The 17,774-nt window shown below is 54.9% G+C and carries 12 protein-coding genes; 7 read left to right on the forward strand and 5 right to left on the reverse strand.

Annotation, left to right across the window (positions count from 1 at the left end; translation table 11 throughout):
- The first annotated feature begins 130 nt into the window (after nucleotides 1-130).
- Complete coding sequence (locus KIS77_07950) at nucleotides 131-2,398, forward strand: gliding motility-associated C-terminal domain-containing protein (GenBank protein ID MCW5922259.1); 2,268 nt, start codon at nucleotides 131-133, stop codon at nucleotides 2,396-2,398.
- A gap of 164 nt (nucleotides 2,399-2,562) precedes the next feature.
- Here the strand turns inward: KIS77_07950 and hemH are convergent, their stop codons facing one another.
- Nucleotides 2,563-3,567, reverse strand: a complete 1,005-nt coding sequence (gene hemH / locus KIS77_07955; protein MCW5922260.1) for a ferrochelatase — start codon at nucleotides 3,565-3,567, stop codon at nucleotides 2,563-2,565.
- A 216-nt stretch (nucleotides 3,568-3,783) separates the two neighbouring features.
- Here hemH and KIS77_07960 point away from each other — a divergent pair, with 216 nt between their 5' ends.
- The 5 genes from KIS77_07960 (at nucleotide 3,784) to KIS77_07980 (ending at nucleotide 8,735) form a co-directional block, all read left to right on the forward strand.
- Nucleotides 3,784-5,010, forward strand: a complete 1,227-nt coding sequence (locus KIS77_07960) for an adenylate/guanylate cyclase domain-containing protein (GenBank protein ID MCW5922261.1) — start codon at nucleotides 3,784-3,786, stop codon at nucleotides 5,008-5,010.
- A gap of 39 nt (nucleotides 5,011-5,049) precedes the next feature.
- Nucleotides 5,050-6,354: an amidohydrolase gene (locus tag KIS77_07965; protein MCW5922262.1), complete on the forward strand. Its 1,305-nt coding sequence runs from the start codon at nucleotides 5,050-5,052 to the stop codon at nucleotides 6,352-6,354.
- A complete protein-coding gene (locus KIS77_07970; GenBank protein MCW5922263.1) occupies nucleotides 6,351-8,003 on the forward strand; it encodes a DNA polymerase/3'-5' exonuclease PolX in 1,653 nt (550 codons plus the stop codon). The genes KIS77_07965 and KIS77_07970 overlap by 4 nt, the downstream gene beginning before the upstream one ends.
- A 90-nt stretch (nucleotides 8,004-8,093) precedes the next feature.
- Nucleotides 8,094-8,453, forward strand: coding sequence for a hypothetical protein (locus KIS77_07975; protein ID MCW5922264.1), 360 nt, complete (start codon nucleotides 8,094-8,096; stop codon nucleotides 8,451-8,453).
- Between the two features lie 36 nt (nucleotides 8,454-8,489).
- Nucleotides 8,490-8,735: a hypothetical protein gene (locus tag KIS77_07980; protein MCW5922265.1), complete on the forward strand. Its 246-nt coding sequence runs from the start codon at nucleotides 8,490-8,492 to the stop codon at nucleotides 8,733-8,735.
- Between the two features lie 11 nt (nucleotides 8,736-8,746).
- Here the strand turns inward: KIS77_07980 and KIS77_07985 are convergent, their stop codons facing one another.
- The 3 genes from KIS77_07985 to KIS77_07995 form a co-directional block, all read right to left on the reverse strand.
- Nucleotides 8,747-9,310 carry a hypothetical protein gene (locus tag KIS77_07985; protein MCW5922266.1) on the reverse strand — a complete coding sequence of 188 codons (564 nt, stop codon included), beginning with the start codon at nucleotides 9,308-9,310 and terminating at the stop codon, nucleotides 8,747-8,749.
- 928 nt (nucleotides 9,311-10,238) lie between these two features.
- Nucleotides 10,239-11,297, reverse strand: coding sequence for a rhodanese-related sulfurtransferase (locus tag KIS77_07990; GenBank protein ID MCW5922267.1), 1,059 nt, complete (start codon nucleotides 11,295-11,297; stop codon nucleotides 10,239-10,241).
- Nucleotides 11,298-11,374: 77 nt separating this feature from the next.
- Nucleotides 11,375-12,775 (reverse strand): TlpA family protein disulfide reductase, encoded by a 1,401-nt coding sequence (locus tag KIS77_07995; protein ID MCW5922268.1) that lies wholly within the window; start codon nucleotides 12,773-12,775, stop codon nucleotides 11,375-11,377.
- A gap of 322 nt (nucleotides 12,776-13,097) precedes the next feature.
- Here KIS77_07995 and KIS77_08000 point away from each other — a divergent pair, with 322 nt between their 5' ends.
- On the forward strand, nucleotides 13,098-14,651 hold the full coding sequence (locus tag KIS77_08000; GenBank protein MCW5922269.1) for an OmpA family protein: 1,554 nt from the start codon (nucleotides 13,098-13,100) through the stop codon (nucleotides 14,649-14,651).
- 192 nt (nucleotides 14,652-14,843) lie between these two features.
- Here KIS77_08000 and KIS77_08005 read toward each other — a convergent pair whose 3' ends face one another.
- Nucleotides 14,844-17,282, reverse strand: coding sequence for a TonB-dependent receptor (locus KIS77_08005; GenBank protein ID MCW5922270.1), 2,439 nt, complete (start codon nucleotides 17,280-17,282; stop codon nucleotides 14,844-14,846).
- Between the last annotated feature and the right edge of the window lie 492 nt (nucleotides 17,283-17,774).

Consider the following 17,774-nt stretch of genomic DNA (forward strand, 5'->3'; position numbering starts at 1 on the left):
CATTTCAAATTGTCGCAAGTAAAACAGAACGCTGTTCCGAATATATGCCTGAACAGCTTTGCGACGCACAAAAGCGACAGTTTAAAATGCGCCCATCAAAACCTACTTTCGAGTAAACACACACCACACCATGAATTTGCGAGGATTATTTGCACTCTTGTTGTCCGTTGTTTTTTTCCCGGCGAGCCATTTCGCCATGCACATCATTGGCGGGGAAATCACTTATGAATGTCTCGGCGACGGCCCTGGCAACAGCAGGCGCTATAAGTTTACCATGAAAATTTACCGCGACTGCAACAGTAGCGGCGCCTACTTCGACAACCCCGCCCAAATGGCCATCTACAGGGGAGTGCCAGGCAGCGGGAGCTTCACCATGCACCAGAACTTCCAGCTCTCCAATCCCTTGGTGACCACCATCCCGCCCGTGCCGCCAGAGTGCATCTCGCAAATCCCCAACGTGTGCGTGCAGCAGGGCGTGTATGTGTTTGAACGCACCTTGCCCATCCTGACGGGCGAGAGCTATTACGTTGTCTATCAACGCTGCTGCCGCAACCTGACGATTTCAAACCTCATCACTCCGGGCGATGTGGGGGCCACTTATTCGGTGGAACTGACCGCCGCCGCACAAAACGCCTGCAACAACAGCCCGGTGTTCAAGAACTTCCCCCCCATCATCATCTGCAAAGACTTTTTCCTCGATTTCGACCACTCCGCCATCGACTCCGACGGAGACCAATTGGTGTATAGCTTCGTGGCGCCACTGCAAGGCGGCGGCCCGTTGCTGCAAGCGCCCGCCGTCACTTCCTGCAATGGCGCAGTGCCTACCCCGCCTTGCGCGCCGCCTTTCAACAACGTGATATACGCGCCCCCCTATTCGTTCAACAACCCCTTGGGCGGCAACCCGCCCGTCACCATCAACACCAGTTCCGGCCTCATTTCAGGCACGCCGAATATGCAAGGGCAATTCGTGGTGGGGGTGCAGGTGCGCGAATTTCGCAACGGGGTGTTGCTTTCCGAAATTCGACGCGACTTCCAGTTCAACGTGGCTGATTGCAAACCTAACGTGTTGGCCAACATCTCCACAGACTCCATCCAAGTGGTCGGCTCCAAACGTTTTGCCATCAAATCCTGCGGCCAAAACACCATAGAATTTAAAAATTTGAGCGTGGACCAGTCCAAAATCACGGGCTGGGAGTGGCGCTTCGACTTGCAAAATGGCACCATCTTCACCGAAAACCAAAACTGGAACGCCACCGTGCCTTTCCCTGACACGGGTTCCTACGTCGGCACCCTGATACTGAACCCCAACTCCGTGTGCAACGACACGGCCCACATCTTGGTGCAGATATACCCCAAAGTGACAGCCAGCTTCGAGTATGCCTACGACACCTGCGTGGCAGGCCCCGTCTCCTTCACCGACCTGTCCTTCGGCGATGCGCAAATCACCAAGTGGGACTGGCGTTTTGGGGTGCCCGGCGGCCAATCGAGCCTGCAAAACCCCGACTTCCTTTATCCCATCCCCGGCAATCATCCCGTTCGACTGCGCGTGGTGGACAAAAACATCTGCTCCGACGACACCGTGCAGGTCATCAATTGGTTCCCGGTGCCGCCGCTCATCATCGTGGAGCCAAGCAGCTATCTGGGTTGCGCCCCGGCACTTATTTTCTTCGACAATCTCTCCACCCCGATTGACGAAACGTACGACATCGTGTGGGATTTTGGCGACGGCACCATCCTGACCGACACCATCAGCCCCACACATCTCTACACGGAGCCGGGTTCTTACACCGTGAGCGTGGGCATCACCTCGCCCATCGGTTGTTTCATCTCAGCCACCTTTCCGGACCTTATTCGAGTGGAGCCTTCGCCCATCGCTGACTTTGAATGTGACCCCAGCACAGGCCTGACCAATTTCAACAACACGGTCCGTTTCATAGACAAATCGGTGGACGCGGCACGTTGGAACTGGCAGTTTGACCGCTTCAAAACCACCATCGAACAAAACCCCACCTTCACTTTCCCCGACACGGGGCTGATGAAGGTGCGCCTCGTCGTGACGCACGCTGAGGGCTGCAAAGACTCTATGATAAAATATCTCGACATCCGCCCCGAAGTGCTATGGCACATGCCCAACGCCTTCACCCCGAACGGCGACGGGCGGAACGAAGGCTTCCTCGGCAAAGGGTTTCTCGACGGCGCCACCAACTTCCGCATGACAATTTGGAACCGCTGGGGCGAGCTGGTGTTCGAGACCAACAATCCCTACGAGGAATGGAACGGACGCGCCCAAAACACTGGCGGCATGTCGCCCGCCGGAGTTTATGTCTATCTCGTCACCTTCACAGGGCCGCGTGGCGAGCCATTTGAGTTTCGAGGGTTTGCGACGTTAGTGAAATAGAAGGGAGCAAGGGCATGAGGTCGTTTCTTGAAGATGGCGCTAATTGTCAGTATCGTGAGTGCTCACCGCAGTCGCCCCTCCCAGCAGCCCGCGAGCACGGATGCCTCAACTTTCGGGTGAGGAACCTCGCGGACAGATTCTGCGGGTGTGAGTGATGGGGGGGGTTAATCACGCAAATAATCCGCCACCGCCGCTGCCCAAGCGGGTTGAGCGTTGAGGCTTTCGACCAAGTCGAGTTGCTCGCCGCCCCATTTGAGGAAGTCCTCGCGATATTCCTCGCCGATTTCGATGGTCGTTTCGAGGCAGTCGGCGGTGAAGGCGGGGCAAAAAACCAGTAGGCGCTTGGCACCGCTTTTTGCCAGTTTTTCAATGACTTGCACAGTGTAGGGTTGCGTCCAGGGGTCGCGCCCGAGGCGGCTTTGGAAACAAACGGTGTATTGTTCGGGCTTCAATTTCAACTGCCCAGCAATCGCTTGGGTGGTGGCGTAACATTGGGCGGAATAGCAAAACTGATTGACGGGTGTGAGGGTTTGACAACAATCCGCTTTTTGCAGGCAATAGCTAAACGCATCTGCTTTGCGCAATTGGCGCTGCGGCAGACCGTGATAACTGAACAGGACATGGTCGTAGGTGGAGAGGTCGAATTTCGCCGCGTTTTTCACAAATAAATCTATCATCGGTTGCCAAGTCGGGTAGGCACTCACAAACTCCGCCGCAGGGATAATCTGCTGCCGCGACAGCACGCGCATCACTTCCTCGTGCACGGAGCCGGTGGTGGCGCTGGCGTATTGGGGAAACAGGGTGAAGACCTTGATTTTCGACACTTTGACCTGCATGAGGCGCTGTATGGCCGATTCGATGGAGGGGTTTTGGTAGCGCATGGCGAGTTCGACGGCATATTTAGGCCCGAGCAATTGTCGCACTTGCGCCACGAGGTTTTCGCCGTAGAATTTCAACGGTGAGCCATTTTCCGTCCAGAGCTCGCGATAGGCTTGGGCAGATTTGCCTGAGCGAAATGGGGCGATGATGCCTCGCACCAGCAGGTTGCGAGCGATGGGGTTGATGTCAATGACGCGGGGGTCGAGCAAAAACTGTTTGAGGTAGCGATACACAGCCGAACGCGTGGGCGCATCGGGGGTGCCGAGATTGACGATGAGGATACCTGTCATGGTGCGCGAGTATTGGTGCCTTCCCTGCCCGATTGTTTTTGGGAAGGGATTGGCATAACCAGATTCGGGGGGCAATGTTCGGGAAAAGGTGAAAACTTAGGTAGAGGGTGGAGGGTAGTTGCGACGGTATTGGACGGGGGTAAAGGCTTTGAGGTCGCAAACCTATGGGTTGGATTTTTGAGGAATGAGTAAGTTTGCACAATGTTGCCGGCCCACTTGAATAAGATTTTTAGCCGCCACTTTGGGTTTCAGCACCTTACGCCCGAAGAAATCGAACATCGCACGCTTGCGCTGACGATTATTGTGCTTATCACGTTGCTGGATTTTACCTACAATCTGGCTTTCTACCTATTCGGTGGCCGCTTCACTTGGTGGACGACGTTTTCCTACTTTTTCATCAGCACGGTGAATCTTTGGGTGTTCAAGAAGCGTGGCAATTTTCGTCGTTTTCGCAACATACAGATTGTGCTGACCATCATGTTGCCGCTTGTGGCCCAAATCACGCACGGGGGCTTCACTGGTGGCAGCGGCGTGGTATTGGCGGCATTTCTCGCGCCGCTCGGCACACTGATGTTTGCTCAAATCAAGACGGCGCGGCGCACTTTTTTTGCTTACCTTTTTGCCTTGTTGGTAGCTGGCGTGTGGGAATACATCGCCCGCCCTGACCCCAACAACTTGCCGCCAGAGGTGCATCTGTTGTTTTTCGAGTTCAATTTTGCCTTCACCGCCGCCGTTGCTTATTTTCTCATGGAAGGTTTTTTGAAGAATAAAGCGGCTTTAATCAAACTCGTCAAGGACGAGCACGAGATGGCTGACCGATTGTTGCTCAACATTTTCCCGGAAGAGACAGCAAGGGAACTCATGGAGAAAGGCTCGGTGTCGGCCAAAAGTTACCCCGCAGCCACGGTCATGTTTACTGATTTTGTAGGCTTCTCCGCTTTTGCCCGCACCCTTAGTGCCGAGGCTTTGGTGGAGCAAATTGACTTTTACTTCAGTGCCTTCGACGAAATCATCACCCGACATGGTTTGGAAAAAATAAAGACCATTGGCGACAGCTATATGTGCGCGGGCGGCATCCCTACGCCCCGCCCCGACCACGCCGCCGCGGTGTTGAAAGCCGCGCTGGAGATTCGCCAGTTCGTCGTAGAGCAACGTGAGGAAAAATTGGCACAATTCGGCTACCCTTTCGACATTCGCATCGGCATCCACACTGGCCCGGTGATGGCGGGCGTGGTGGGAAGCAGCAAAATTGCCTACGACATCTGGGGCGAGACGGTCAACATCGCCGCCCGCATGGAACAAACCTGCGAGCCGGACAAAATCAACATCTCGGAAGCCACCTACCACCATGTGAAAGATGCGTTTGAGTGCATTTACCGGGGGCGTTTCCCAGCCAAGCACGTCGGGGAAATCGAGATGTATTTTGTGGGAACCACTATCTGAAAATCGCTCCACTTTGCCCGCTACTAATCAATGCGTGATATGAAAATCTGGATTGCCACACTTGCCGCTCTATTGCTCGCAGAAATACTTTTCTCCCAGCCGCAACTCAAAAAACAAGCCGACCAACTGGCCGACCAACTGGAGGCAAAACTCATTGAGTGGCGCCGCGACTTTCACCAATACCCCGAACTGTCGAACCACGAATTCAGAACCGCCGAAAAAGTCGCTGCCCACCTGCGAGATCTGGGCTTGGAGGTGCGCACGGGCATTGCCCACACGGGTGTGGTGGGCGTGTTGAAAGGCGGAAAACCCGGCCCCATCATCGGCCTGCGTGCCGACATGGATGCACTCCCGGTAGTGGAGCGCGTGGATTTGCCTTTCAAATCGCTCGCAAAATCCGCCTACAATGGCGAGGAGGTGGGCGTGATGCACGCCTGCGGCCACGACACGCATGTGGCCATCATGATGGCGGTAGCCGAAATACTGACTGCCATGAAAAACGACCTTGCCGGCACGGTGGTGTTTGTGTTCCAACCCGCCGAGGAAGGCCCGCCGGAAGGCGAGGAAGGCGGCGCCCCGCTCATGATAAAGGAAGGGGTGCTCGACCATCCGAAAATCGAAGCCATGTTTGGCCTGCACATCAACTCGCAGACGGAAGTGGGCAAAATCGGCTATCGTTCCGGCGGCATCATGGCGGCCTCCGATTGGTTTTACGTCACTGTTCACGGCAAACAATCGCACGGCTCACAGCCGTGGAGCGGCGTGGACCCTATCGTCGTTTCGGCAGAAATCATACAAGGGTTGCAGACCATCGTGAGCCGTCAAATAGATTTGACCGAGCAGCCGGCGGTGGTCACGGTCGGCAAAATCACAAGCGGCGTGCGGGCCAACATCATTCCCGAATTGGCCGAGATGGTGGGCACCATCCGCACGCTCGACACCGCCATGCAACGCCTCATTCATCACAAAATAAAATTGACCGCCGAAAAAATAGCCGAAAGCGCAGGCGCACGAGCCGAAGTCCGCATCGAAAACAAAACGCCCATCACCTTCAACGACCCCGCCCTGACAACCAGAATGCTGCCCTCCCTCCGCGAAGCAGCAGGCGTGGAAAAAGTGGTGGAGATAAAAGCCCGCACGGGCGCGGAAGACTTTGGATTTTTCGCGCAGAAAGTGCCGTCGCTCTACTTTTTCCTCGGCGGCATGCCCATCGGCCAAAAGAAAGAAGAGGCCGCCGCCCATCACACACCCGATTTTTACATTGACGAAAGCGGGCTAAAACTCGGCGTGCGTGCCTTTTGCTACCTCGTGCTTGATTATTTTGATTATTTTGGGAAAAAATGACAAACAAACAAATCGCCAACGCCTTCGACGAACTCGCCAACCTCATGGAACTCCATGAGGAAGACGACTTTCGCATCCGCTCTTACCGCAACGCCTACCTGAACCTGCGCAAACTCGACCGCCCGCTCGCCGAAATGTCGGATGCCGAAATCAAAGCAATCAAGGGAGTTGGCCCGGCCATCGCCGGGAAAATCCGCGAGCTGGTGACAAACGGCCAGATGGCGACGTTGGAAAAATATCGGGAAAAAACCCCGCCCGGCGTGATGGAAATGCTGGAAGTCAATGGCTTTGGCCCCAAAAAAGTGCGCGTCGTGTGGCAAGAAATGGGCATCGAGACCGTCGGGGAACTGTGGTATGCCTGCAACGAAAACCGCCTCATCGAGTACAAGGGTTTTGGCCTGAAAACGCAGGAAGACCTCAAAAACAAGCTTGAATACTTCCTCAAAAGCCGCGACAAAATCCATCTGGACGCTGCCGAGGAGGAAGCCGATTTTATCGGCGCGTGGCTCGTCGGCAAGCTGCCCGGTGCCCGCGTGGCCCCCGTCGGCGAGTTGCGCCGTCGCTGCCCAGTCATCGAAAAACTGGAAATATTGGTTGGCTATGCCGGCGACCTCTCTCCCGCGCTGGATGGGGCCACCTTGACACTGGAACATCAAAAAGACACCACTTGGCAAGTGCGTCTGGAAAACAACACAAGCGCCTTTATCCACCGATGCGAGCCTTCCGAATTTGGCTCCAAAATGTTCAAGCACACAGGCAGCCCCGCTTTTGTGGAGACGTTCGCAAAGGCGCATCCCGGCATTGACTTCAAAAATCTGGAACACGAGGAACAGGTGTTTGAAAAAGCCGGACAACCCTACGTCGCTCCAGAGTTGCGCGAGACCACCCTACCCCCCTCCCCTGCCAAAGGACGCCATGAGGAATTGATCGAAGACCACGACCTCAAAGGCATCCTCCACGTCCACACCACTTGGAGCGACGGGCTGCACAGCCTGCGCGAGATGTGCGAACACGTTCGCTCACTCGGCTATGCCTACATCGGCATCACCGACCACAGCCAAGCAGCGTTTTATGCCAATGGGCTGAAGCCCGACAGGGTGTTGGCGCAGTGGGAGGAGATTGACAGACTGAATGAGGAACTCGCCCCCTTCCACATTTTCAAAGGCATCGAAAGCGACATCCTGAACGACGGCTCCTTGGACTACGAGGAAGATGTTTTGAGGCGATTTGATTTCGTCATCGCATCGGTGCACTCCAACCTGAAAATGAGCAAGGAAAAAGCCACATCTCGCATCTTGCGTGCTATTGAAAACCCTCACACCACCATCCTCGGCCACCCGACCGGGCGATTGCTGCTGAGCCGCGAAGGCTACCCGCTCGACTGGGAAAAAGTGTTTGAGGCTTGCGCCCGCCACCACGTCGCCATAGAACTAAACGCCAACCCCTACCGCCTCGACCTCGACTGGACGCTTATCCCGGAGGCTGTGGGGCACGGCATCCCTATCAGCATCAACCCCGACGCGCACAGCAAAGACGGGGTGCATGATGTCCGCTACGGGGTGATGGTGGCACGCAAAGGAGCGTTGACGGCAGCCCATTGCCTGAACGCGCTGGATGCCGCGGGCTTTGAGCAAAAAATCCGGCGATAGCAATACTGCTTTACGGCTTACCTTTGCCTAATATCTTGAAATCCATGTTGACCAAACGCACGTCAGCTTTCAGCAGGGGCCAACAACATTGTGATCGCCCTGAGCGACACGGAGGCCGCCAAAATATACACGGGCGACACACGCTCCGACATTGGCTCAGAGGCAGAAAAGATGAAGTTTGCCAATGCCGTCAATGAACTCGTGGTGAAATTTCGGCGCATAGATTACGACGAGGAACACGATTGGGAAATGCTCGTGATGGAGCGCCTCTACCCGATGGACTATCGAAGTCTAGAGTTTGAAAAACGCGAGGTGATTTTTTCCGTCTTTGAGGATGAGTTGCAAACGCTCCATCAAGCAGGGTTTGCCCACCGCGATTTGCGCCGCCCTTCCAACGAACCCGGCGACCGTTTCGACAATAGACTTGTTGCGGTGGAGGGATTTGAGTGAAGGGGATTGTCATTTTTTCGACTGGAAAGGCAAATTTTGCAGTCGAAATCGGGCATATTCGGCGAAAAATTTAACGAAGCCAGTCGGAAAAAGGGCTTTCCCTTCGCCAAAGGCCTCCACCGCAACAAGTCTAATATCTTTCTCACCCCGCAAGGCATTCGCCTGATAGACGTGGGCATCTCCGCCCTGCGTTCGCAGGTAGGCGACAAAGTTTTTCAAAAATTTGTGGAAGCAGAACTCGCGAAGTTGGAACACTTCAAAACATATTTCCTCAACCGCTGAGGTCATCGGCACTATTGTGTCACGTTCACATTCAGCGTCAGGCTCGAAGTGCCGCCCTTGAAGTTTTCCCCATTGCCCGTGATGCCTATCATGGCACCGCTCAAAGCGCCGTTGTTGGGGCATGAAAGCGACACGTTGAGCGCCTCGAGGGCAATTTTCCACTCCTTGAGGCCGCAGGTGGTCAGCATGGAAAAATCCATGGAGCGCTCAGGCACAAAACCATCCACCGCGATAGCGGTGCCGCCGCCCGGCGGGATGCAGGTGTAGCCAAAGCCTCCTTTCATGCTTGCTTTTTTGATGCCGCTCTCGTCGTCGCGAGCCACCAGATACACATCCACTTTGTCGGTGGTTTTCACCGAGATATTGGTGACCGCCTCCGTGTACATATTCATGCTGCTGATGGGGCCGGATGGCGTTTGTGACAACACGGCGACTTCCCAGCGCAGCGATGGCGGAGTGGCATCGTTGTTCGGGATTTTGACGACGAGTGGGTCGGTGCAGCAGTTTTGGCAGGCTTGGAACAGGAGGGCGCAAAAGGGCAGACAAATCAAAACAGTAAGAGCGTAGCGTTTCATGGCAAAAATGTGTGTGGTGAAGAAAAAACTTGGGTTGGGGGTTGTGAGCAGGGCAAACGCATCAAAATACAACCGACCTCGGAGAGGTCAAATGTTGGTAGAAATGGTGTGTTTTTGTGATAATTATCACGACCTCGGAGAGGTCAAATGTCTATCGCAGCAAACAGGTCACCAATATTCGCCCCCGCTGGGGTCGTACACACCGCGAAAATGGGGCGTTTCTACCAACATTTGACCTCTCCGAGGTTTGTGCCATTTTGATGCGTTTGCCCTGAGCCCCCCCGCACGACAGAAAATTCTTTCAGGACGCGGAAAGTCTATGCCCTTCCCCTTTGGGTGCGCCCGGCAAAAGCTTACCTTGTGACTGGGTTTGGATAAGGAAAGGCGGGGCTGGCGCATGAAAAATCGCCATACATATACTTCGCGCCGTTAGGTTTTGGGCATGGCTGCAATCGCAATCTGCTAAAAATCAAGAACATCAATCATGTTCATCTAACAAATCCTAGCGAATCAAGGTATAACTTGCCCGAAAAGACCTTCTGCAGCCCCTTTTTTTGAAAACGCCCTCAAAAAACCGTGCAACGCATTGGCTGTCATTTTGTTACGACGCGGGAAACCGCCCCTGTTTTTCAGACCAAATTGGTTTTTTCACCTTTTAAAGAAAAAAAATTGGGGCAAGCGAAATTTTTTTCAAATTTTGCTTTGCAGCGACGCAGGGATTTTTTCTAGCTTTTGCCCTGAATTACAAACGTTTGTCTCAGAAAACCCTTTTCAACCACTCTCCACTCAAATAGGGATTGCGACCTTGAAAAAAGTAGAGCGCCCCGTCAGTAAAATTTACTGACGGGGCGCTCTACTTTACGTTTAGGCGTATGGCGGGGATAGACTTCGCCTGAAAAACTTCGGTGGTATCGGCTTTTCGATTTTTTCAGTGCCCCATCTGCGGCAAAGCCTGCGCCGACTTCCGAAAAGCCTTGTAAACGCCTTTTCCGAATGAGGAGCCGTTGAAGGTCTCCGTGTGGGCGCGCTCTTTTTGCTCTTCGTGCGGCAAGTGGTGAAAGTCGCGGCATTTGTCGGAGCAGCAGCCTTCGTACTTTTCGCGGCACTCGTCGCACTGGATGAAGAGGATGTGGCAGAACTCGTTGGCGCAGTTGGTGTGCGAGTCGGCGGGTTGTCCGCACTGATGACAGCGGGCGATGACATCGGGGCTGATGCGCTCGCCAAGGCGCTCGTCGAAGACGAAGTTTTTGCCCAAAAATTTGTTTTTCAAGCCTTTGGCCTGCACCTGCCGGGCGTACTCGATGATGCCGCCTTCGAGTTGGAACACGTTTTCGAAGCCTCGGTATTTCAGATAGGCGCTCGCCTTTTCGCAGCGAATACCGCCCGTGCAGTACATCAGTATCTTCTTGTCTTTTTGGTCGGCGAGCATCTCGGCCACCATCGGGAGCTCTTCACGAAAAGTGGCCGCGTCGGGGGTGAGGGCGTTTTCAAAATGGCCGACCTCGCTTTCGTAGTGGTTGCGCATATCCACCACGATGGCATCGGGAGCATCGGAGAGGCGGTTCCAGTTTTCGGCATTGAGGTGGATGCCAGTGTCGGAGGGGTCGAAGGCGGGGTCTTCGATGCCGTCGGCCACGATTTTGTCGCGGACTTTGATGATGAGTGCGAAAAATGATTTGCCCTCGGCTTCCACCGCGACGTTGAGGCGCAGGTTTTGGAAGAAATCCCAGCGGTTCATGGCCGTCTTGAAGGCTTCAAACCGTTGCTCCGGCACGGAGAGCTGCGCGTTCACGCCTTCGCGCGCGACGTAGATGCGGCCCAGCACGCCCAGGTTTTCGTAGGTCAAAAACAGCTCGTCGCGGAAAGCCGCCGGGTCGGGCAGTTGCACATATTTGTAAAAGGAAAGCGTGACGCGGCGCTCGTTGCTTTGGCGCAGGCGCTCTTTGAGTTCGCGGCGGTTGACGCGGTTGTGGAGTAGTTTGCTCATGTGCGGTTTGACGGTGCACGGTACATGGTTGACGGAACACGGTTGGCGGCACACCGTGTTCCGTCAACCGTCAACCGTTATTCCCCAAAAATCTCTTGCAGTTTTTGCCCCAGCTGCTCGCCGCGCAGGTTGCGGGCGATGATTTTGCCTTCGCGGTCCACCAGCAGCGTCTGTGGGATGGAGGTGACGGAATAAAGGGCCGCGTGGGCGCTTTGCCAGCCTTTGAGGTCGCTGATGTGGCGCCAGGGGAGGCCGTCCTGCTCGATGGCTCTCAGCCAAGCGTTGTAGTCGCGGTCGAGGCTCACGCCGAGTATGTCGAAGCCTTTGTTTTTGTACTTGTTGTATTGTGCCACCACGTTGGGGTTTTCCTTGCGGCAGGGGCCGCACCAGCTGGCCCAGAAGTCAATGAGGACGATTTTGCCGCGCATTTGCTTAAGCGACCAGCTGGTGCTGTCGGGGGTCATGCCCACGAGGTCGGGGGCTTCGTGGCCGGGTATGTGGGTGCCCGCTTTTTTCATCTCGTAGTCGAGGCGGCCTATTTCGCCCCAGGTGTCGTTGCGATAGAGGTCGAGGTATTTGCCGGTGTATGCCGATGCACTGGGGCTGTTAAGTGTTTTGAGGCCAGAGATGATGCCACCCAGGGCCAGCCGATAGGTTTTGGTGCTGGCGGGCACTTTGGCCAATTGTTGCTCGATGGCGGATTTGAGGAAGGATTCGTTGGCGCCGCGTTGGGCGAGAAGGATGACGTATTGCTCAAAGGCATTGTACACGTCGGGGATTTCCTCGTATGCCTTGTCGGTGAGGTCGGCGTAGCGGAAGTGGTTGGCGGCGATGAAATCTAGTTCGGTGCGGGCGGCGTTTTTTTCGGCCACGAACTCTGGTGCTACTTGAAGGCTTGCGGAGCGCCAGAACATGGGGTTGGCGGTTTGGAGCGAGTCGAGGAAGCGTTTCTTTTGCTGGTTGAGTTGAGCGGCGCGGTCTTCGATGGTTTTGCGGTCGGTGGTTTGGAGGGTATTGAAAAACAGGTCGCGGAGCTCGTTGCTTTCAGCTTGGAAGGCTTCTATTTGTCTGGCGACCTGTTCGCGGGCTTTGTTGGCGGCGGAGTTGACCGTGCGGCCTTTGTCGAGGTAGTTGGCGTTGGCCCACAGGGTCACGTCTTTTTCCTCGCCGAGCACCACTTTGGCCAAGGCGTTTTCGGCCAAGCCGACCCCATAGTAGCGAGCCTTGGAGGTGGGCAGCGTGAACACAAACGCGCTGTCGGGAAGGCGGCGGCCCGCACGCGCCACGACGCGATTGGCAAGGCCAGCGTATTCGTAGAGGCTGATGCTGTCCACACCGGGGGGCATATCCACAATTTTGCAGACGAGCGAGATTTGCCCAGTGGCGGGCGTGTTGGCTTTGGCGGAGGTTTTGGTGGCTTGCTGCGCAAAAGAGAAATGAGCGAGTAGCAAGAAAAGCGGGAGGAGTCGTTTTTTCATATCTGAATTAAAAAATCGGATGTTATTTCAATAAAAAAATCGGGAAAACAGGGGCAAAACTACGACATCCGACCGTAGAGCGGCTGTTTAAAAAAGTTAACGGGGATTAAAGAAGCGCCATCGAACATACAAAAGCAGGGGCTGCTTGTGCCTCTTTTTCATTTTTTGGACAAATTGCGAGAACAATCCGAAATTGCGCTCTTCTGTTTTCAAAACGATACAACATGGCAGACTTTTTGACCTGCCAGCATCACAAAAAAACAGCTTCATTTCCCGCAAAAATGCCTGCCTTAATCTTGCAGGCACCTTCACAATGACTGCCATGAAAAAATGCTTACCTATTTTTTATCTACTGCTATTTTTTGACTTATCCGCTCAAGTGCCGTTCAATTGGGATTTTGGTGGCTCGCTCGGCATTACCTCTTATCAAGGCGATTTGGACGCGCTCAAAGTCAACGCTGGCTTTCGGGAGATTCACTTTTCCGCCGCAGGTTATTTGCGCCGCAACCTGAGCAACAACTTCGCGGTGCGGTTCAATATGCTCGCGGGGAAATTGGCGGGCGACGACAAAAACTTCACCGAGCCGGAATGGCGCCCGTTGCGCGGCCTTTACTTCGAAAGCAAATTGCTGGAATTCACCGTGCTAGGCGAATACTATCCACTTGGAATGTACCCTTCGGGTGTCAAAAACCTGCGGGCGCGGCGGGTGGTGTCGCCCTACATCATAGTGGGTGCGGGCTGGGCTTTTGTGGACCCGGTGGTGGACTGGAACGACTCGAACGGCAACGAACACATCAACGCCGAGCTCGTGGCAAAAGACAAAAACGCAAAAACCAAACGGGCGCACATCGTCACGCCAGTCGGCGTCGGGTTGCGCTTCTTGCTCAAAGACCACAGCACTTTTGGACTGGAAGCAGCCCTGCGCCCCACTTATTCCGACTATCTCGATGGCGTGAGCCTTGCGGCCAATCCCAACAAGCCGGACTGGTTTTTCACCGCCCAAATTGGGTTCAGCTATCCTTTCGACAAGAACAAGACGAAAAACAAGCCTATCGCCAAAAAAGACGAAAAAAAGGAACCGCCTCCACTGAAAAACAGAGACCTTTTTGCCGACAGCGACAAAGACGGGGTGCTGGACACCGACGACGATTGCCCTACCGTGCCGGGCCTGAGAAGCCTGAGAGGCTGCCCCGACCGCGACGGCGACGGCATCGCCGACGGAAACGACAAATGCCCCGACGAGCCGGGAATGGCCGAATTCGCGGGTTGCCCCGACACCGACGACGACGGCATACCCGACAAGGACGACAAATGCCCCGACGAGCCGGGGCTGGCGGCTTACCGTGGCTGCCCACCACCCGACCGCGACGGCGATGGCCTTGCGGACGGCGACGACCGCTGCCCTGACGCGCCCGGCCCAGTCGAACTCGGCGGCTGCCCCGACCGCGACGGCGACGGCATACCTGACAAGGACGACAAATGTCCCGATGTGGCTGGCATACCAGAGCAAAAAGGCTGCCCTGCCCTGCCACCTCCCGACAAGGCTGTTTATTTCCGCTCCTCGCAGGACACTTGGTACAGAACCTCCGACGAAACGCTCGACGAAATCGTGGAAATCCTCAAAAAAGACCCCAGCCTGAAAGCCCAGATTTCTGGCCACACCGCTGACGCAAGCGACGACCCCTCGGGCGATGTGTCGCAACGCCGCGCCCAAAAAATCTATGACTATCTCTTGTCGAAAGGCATCGCCGCCGACCGCTTGAAGCATCAGGGCTTTGGCTCCACCCGCCCGGCAGAGGGCGATATCCTTTCCAAAGACCCCCTGCTCAATCAGCAGCTTCAGCGCCGGGTAGAGGTGCATTTCATAAGGCAGTGAACCAGAGGCCATCACCACACACTACTAGACACAAAGGCACAGAATGCGGCAAATCAATGAGTGTTTTGCTTTGCGTCTTTGTGACTTCCCGGCAAATTTGAAAATGTCCAGTAGTGCGGGCATTTACATTCTATAAAATTGATTTTCAAAGAAGTAATCTCCGAACTCATGTAAATCGGCAATCAAAAATCCTCAATTCACCCTTCTCCGCTCCTCTTCCGAACCCGTGCCACGCTGACGGGCGGCGCTCACCTTGTTGCTGCCAAAATTGCGTGCATAACTGATGCGAAACACCCGCTCGCTGAACCTGAAAAGCCCCTCCCACTTTAGGTTCAGGTCGGGTTGGTTGGCAGTGGCGGACCAGTTGGCGGTGAAAAACACATCGGTCACGCTGAATCTGAGGTTGCCGCGATGATGAGACAATTCTTTTTGCAAACCGATGTCGAGTGTCCCGAGTGGGCGGTTCGTGATGATACCAAACAAGGATTTTGGAAAATAAAACCCAGAGAGTTCGAGGGTGAATTTTTGGGGCAGTCGAAACGTTTGAGAGCCGTTGAAATTCCAGTTGGGTTGGCTGATTTGCACCGCCGTTCCGTCGAGCGTTGCGTTGGTTCGCTGCCATTGGGCGGTAAGGTTGTTTTGCATTTCCCACCACTCGGTCGGGTGAAAAGGCAGCGACAGCGTGGCCGACAGCGTGTGGGCGTTATCGAAGTTTTCGGGTATGTTCAGTTGCTGGTTGGTTTCGGGGTTGACCTTGGGCAGCCAAGCGATAGGGCCGTTTTCGTGACTATATTGCAAGGAAAGTTGCCACGACTTGTATCGGTAGGAGGTGCTCACGGCATCGGTGATGGAGGGCTGCAGCGCGGTGTTGCCCGTCATGAAAGTGTTGGGGTCGAAAAAGATGACGAAAGGTGCCATTTGGGTGAAGTCTGGGCGCTGGATGCGGCGGCTGTAGGCGATGTTCACTTGGTGGTTGTCGTTGATTTTGCGCGACACGAAAAGGCTTGGGAAAAAGTTGCCGTATTGTCTATCCACGATGTTGGGCTGCTCGGAGGTGCCGAGATTCGATTGGGTGTACTCGTAGCGAAGACCGGCTTTCAAGTCGGTGTTGGTGCCCAATTTCATGGAAAATGCCGTGTAGGCTGCGCCTATTTCCTCTCGCAGCGCATAATCGGCGGTATATCTCGCATCGGGTGTCCACGCCCCCTGCACGAGGTTTTCCACCCGAATGTCGTTGTCGAATTTCGACAGCGCGGCCTTCACCCCTGCTTCCCACTTCATGTGTTGTCCGAGGTCCCAAGTGTAATCGGCCTTGGCGGCCCAAATATCAATAGGCGTGTTTTTGCTCACGCGCAGCATCTGCTCTTGTGTGGGGTTGCGTTCGGCATCGAAGAAGCGATTGGTATAGTCGCTGGGGTTGTTGTTCAGGTAGCGGGCGTAGTCCACGTCCACGTTGAGCATTTGCTTTTGGGTAAAGCGGTGTTGCAGGTTGAGGTTGCCGAATCCGTGTTGCCAGTGATTGAGTTCGTGATTGGGAATTTCGACAAAGCCCGTCGGCACGCCGTTTTCCGACAGCGTGACATCGTTGACGGCATCCATCGTCCAGTGGCGGTCCATCCAGCCGCCGAGCACACCCACTATTGTTTTTTCATTCAAACGATAATCGAGGCCAAGCCGTGCGTTTTGGGTATGCGTGCGGGTTGGGTCACGGTCGCTTTTGGTATCGGTTTCCAACATGTTGCCACCTTTGCTGACGCTGCGGTAGTTGGTGAACAGTTGCGGGTTGTTGTTGTAGGCCCACGAGTAGTCGCCGAAAAAATTGACCTTTTCCCGATGCCAGTTGAAATTGACGCTTGCGCCCGCTTTTTCTTTCAAACCATAGCCAACGTGGGTGGCAAAAGAGCCGTTCAGCCCATCGTCCGCATTTTTTTTCAAAACAATGTGAATGATGCCGGCATTGCCCTCCGCGTCGAAATTGGCAGGCGGGGTATGGATGAGCTCGATGCGCTCGATGTTGTCGGAGCTCATGCCGTCGAGCATCTGCACCAGCGCGGAAATGGGCATCCAGCTGATTTTGCCATTGAGCATCACCACCACGCCGTCTTTCCCGTTCATGGAAAGGGAGTTCGCCTGACGATTGACCACCACGCCAGGCGAGCGTTGCAGCACCTCGAGCGCAGTGGCACCGGCGGAGGTGATGCTGTTGGCGACATTGACCACCATGCGGTCTATCTGCTGCTCGAACAGGGGCTTTTTGGCCACGACGCTTACCTCGTTGAGTTGGGCGGTGTTCTCGCGCATCACGGCTATGCCCAGGTCTGTCTTGCCCGACCGATTTGTCAGGGAAAAAGTCTCGGAAAAGTAGTCCACAAAACCTAGCATGGCGATGCGGAGCAAGTAGTCGCCGGGAGCGACTTGGTCGAAGGAATAGGAGCCGTCCGCACCGCCAATTTGGCCTTTTGAGAGCGTGGAGTCTGTCGCTTGGAGCAGCAGTACGGTGGCGGCGGGGAGCGGTTGGCCGGCGGCATCTCTGATGGAGCCTACGACTTGATGCTGGCCGTGAGCGGTCTGAAGCCCTGCCGATAGGAGGGCAAGCAGCGCGAGGGCTGTCGGAAGTGTTTTTGCTTTCATGACGTGGTGCCGCGGTGGGCGGCGCAGTTTCCATAGATGGGAGCAAGCAAGGGAAAGTTGCAGGCAAGGCCAAAAAACGACTGCCCGAAGCCGACAAACACCGAGAGGCGAGCGTGATAGCGTGGCCTCCCGGTGGTGTGTTCAGAAATATGGGCGAGACAACTGCTTACTGGACACAAGCAACACAAGTGCGCAGAGGATGCAGTTGAGTAATCTCATCGTTGAAAAAGTTTTAGGTGACACAATGGTTAAAAAAAGCCCAATGAACCGATGAGAAGCGAGAAAAGAGGATGAGAGCAAGCGACTTGGATTAGTCGTGCCGGGCGGGGAAATCTGAATGAAAAGCGAGAAAAGATGAGAAAGAAGCGAAGTAGTATTTTGTGACAGGCAGGCAATGAAAGGCGGGAAAAAAATTAGCCTGAAAAAAAGTGCGCTTAAAAGTAGTCGAAACGCGCAATCGGTTGTTACTCAATCCTACGAAATTTGCCCGCC

This window comes from Saprospiraceae bacterium (genome assembly GCA_026129545.1).
Classification (GTDB): Bacteria; Bacteroidota; Bacteroidia; order Chitinophagales; family Saprospiraceae; genus M3007.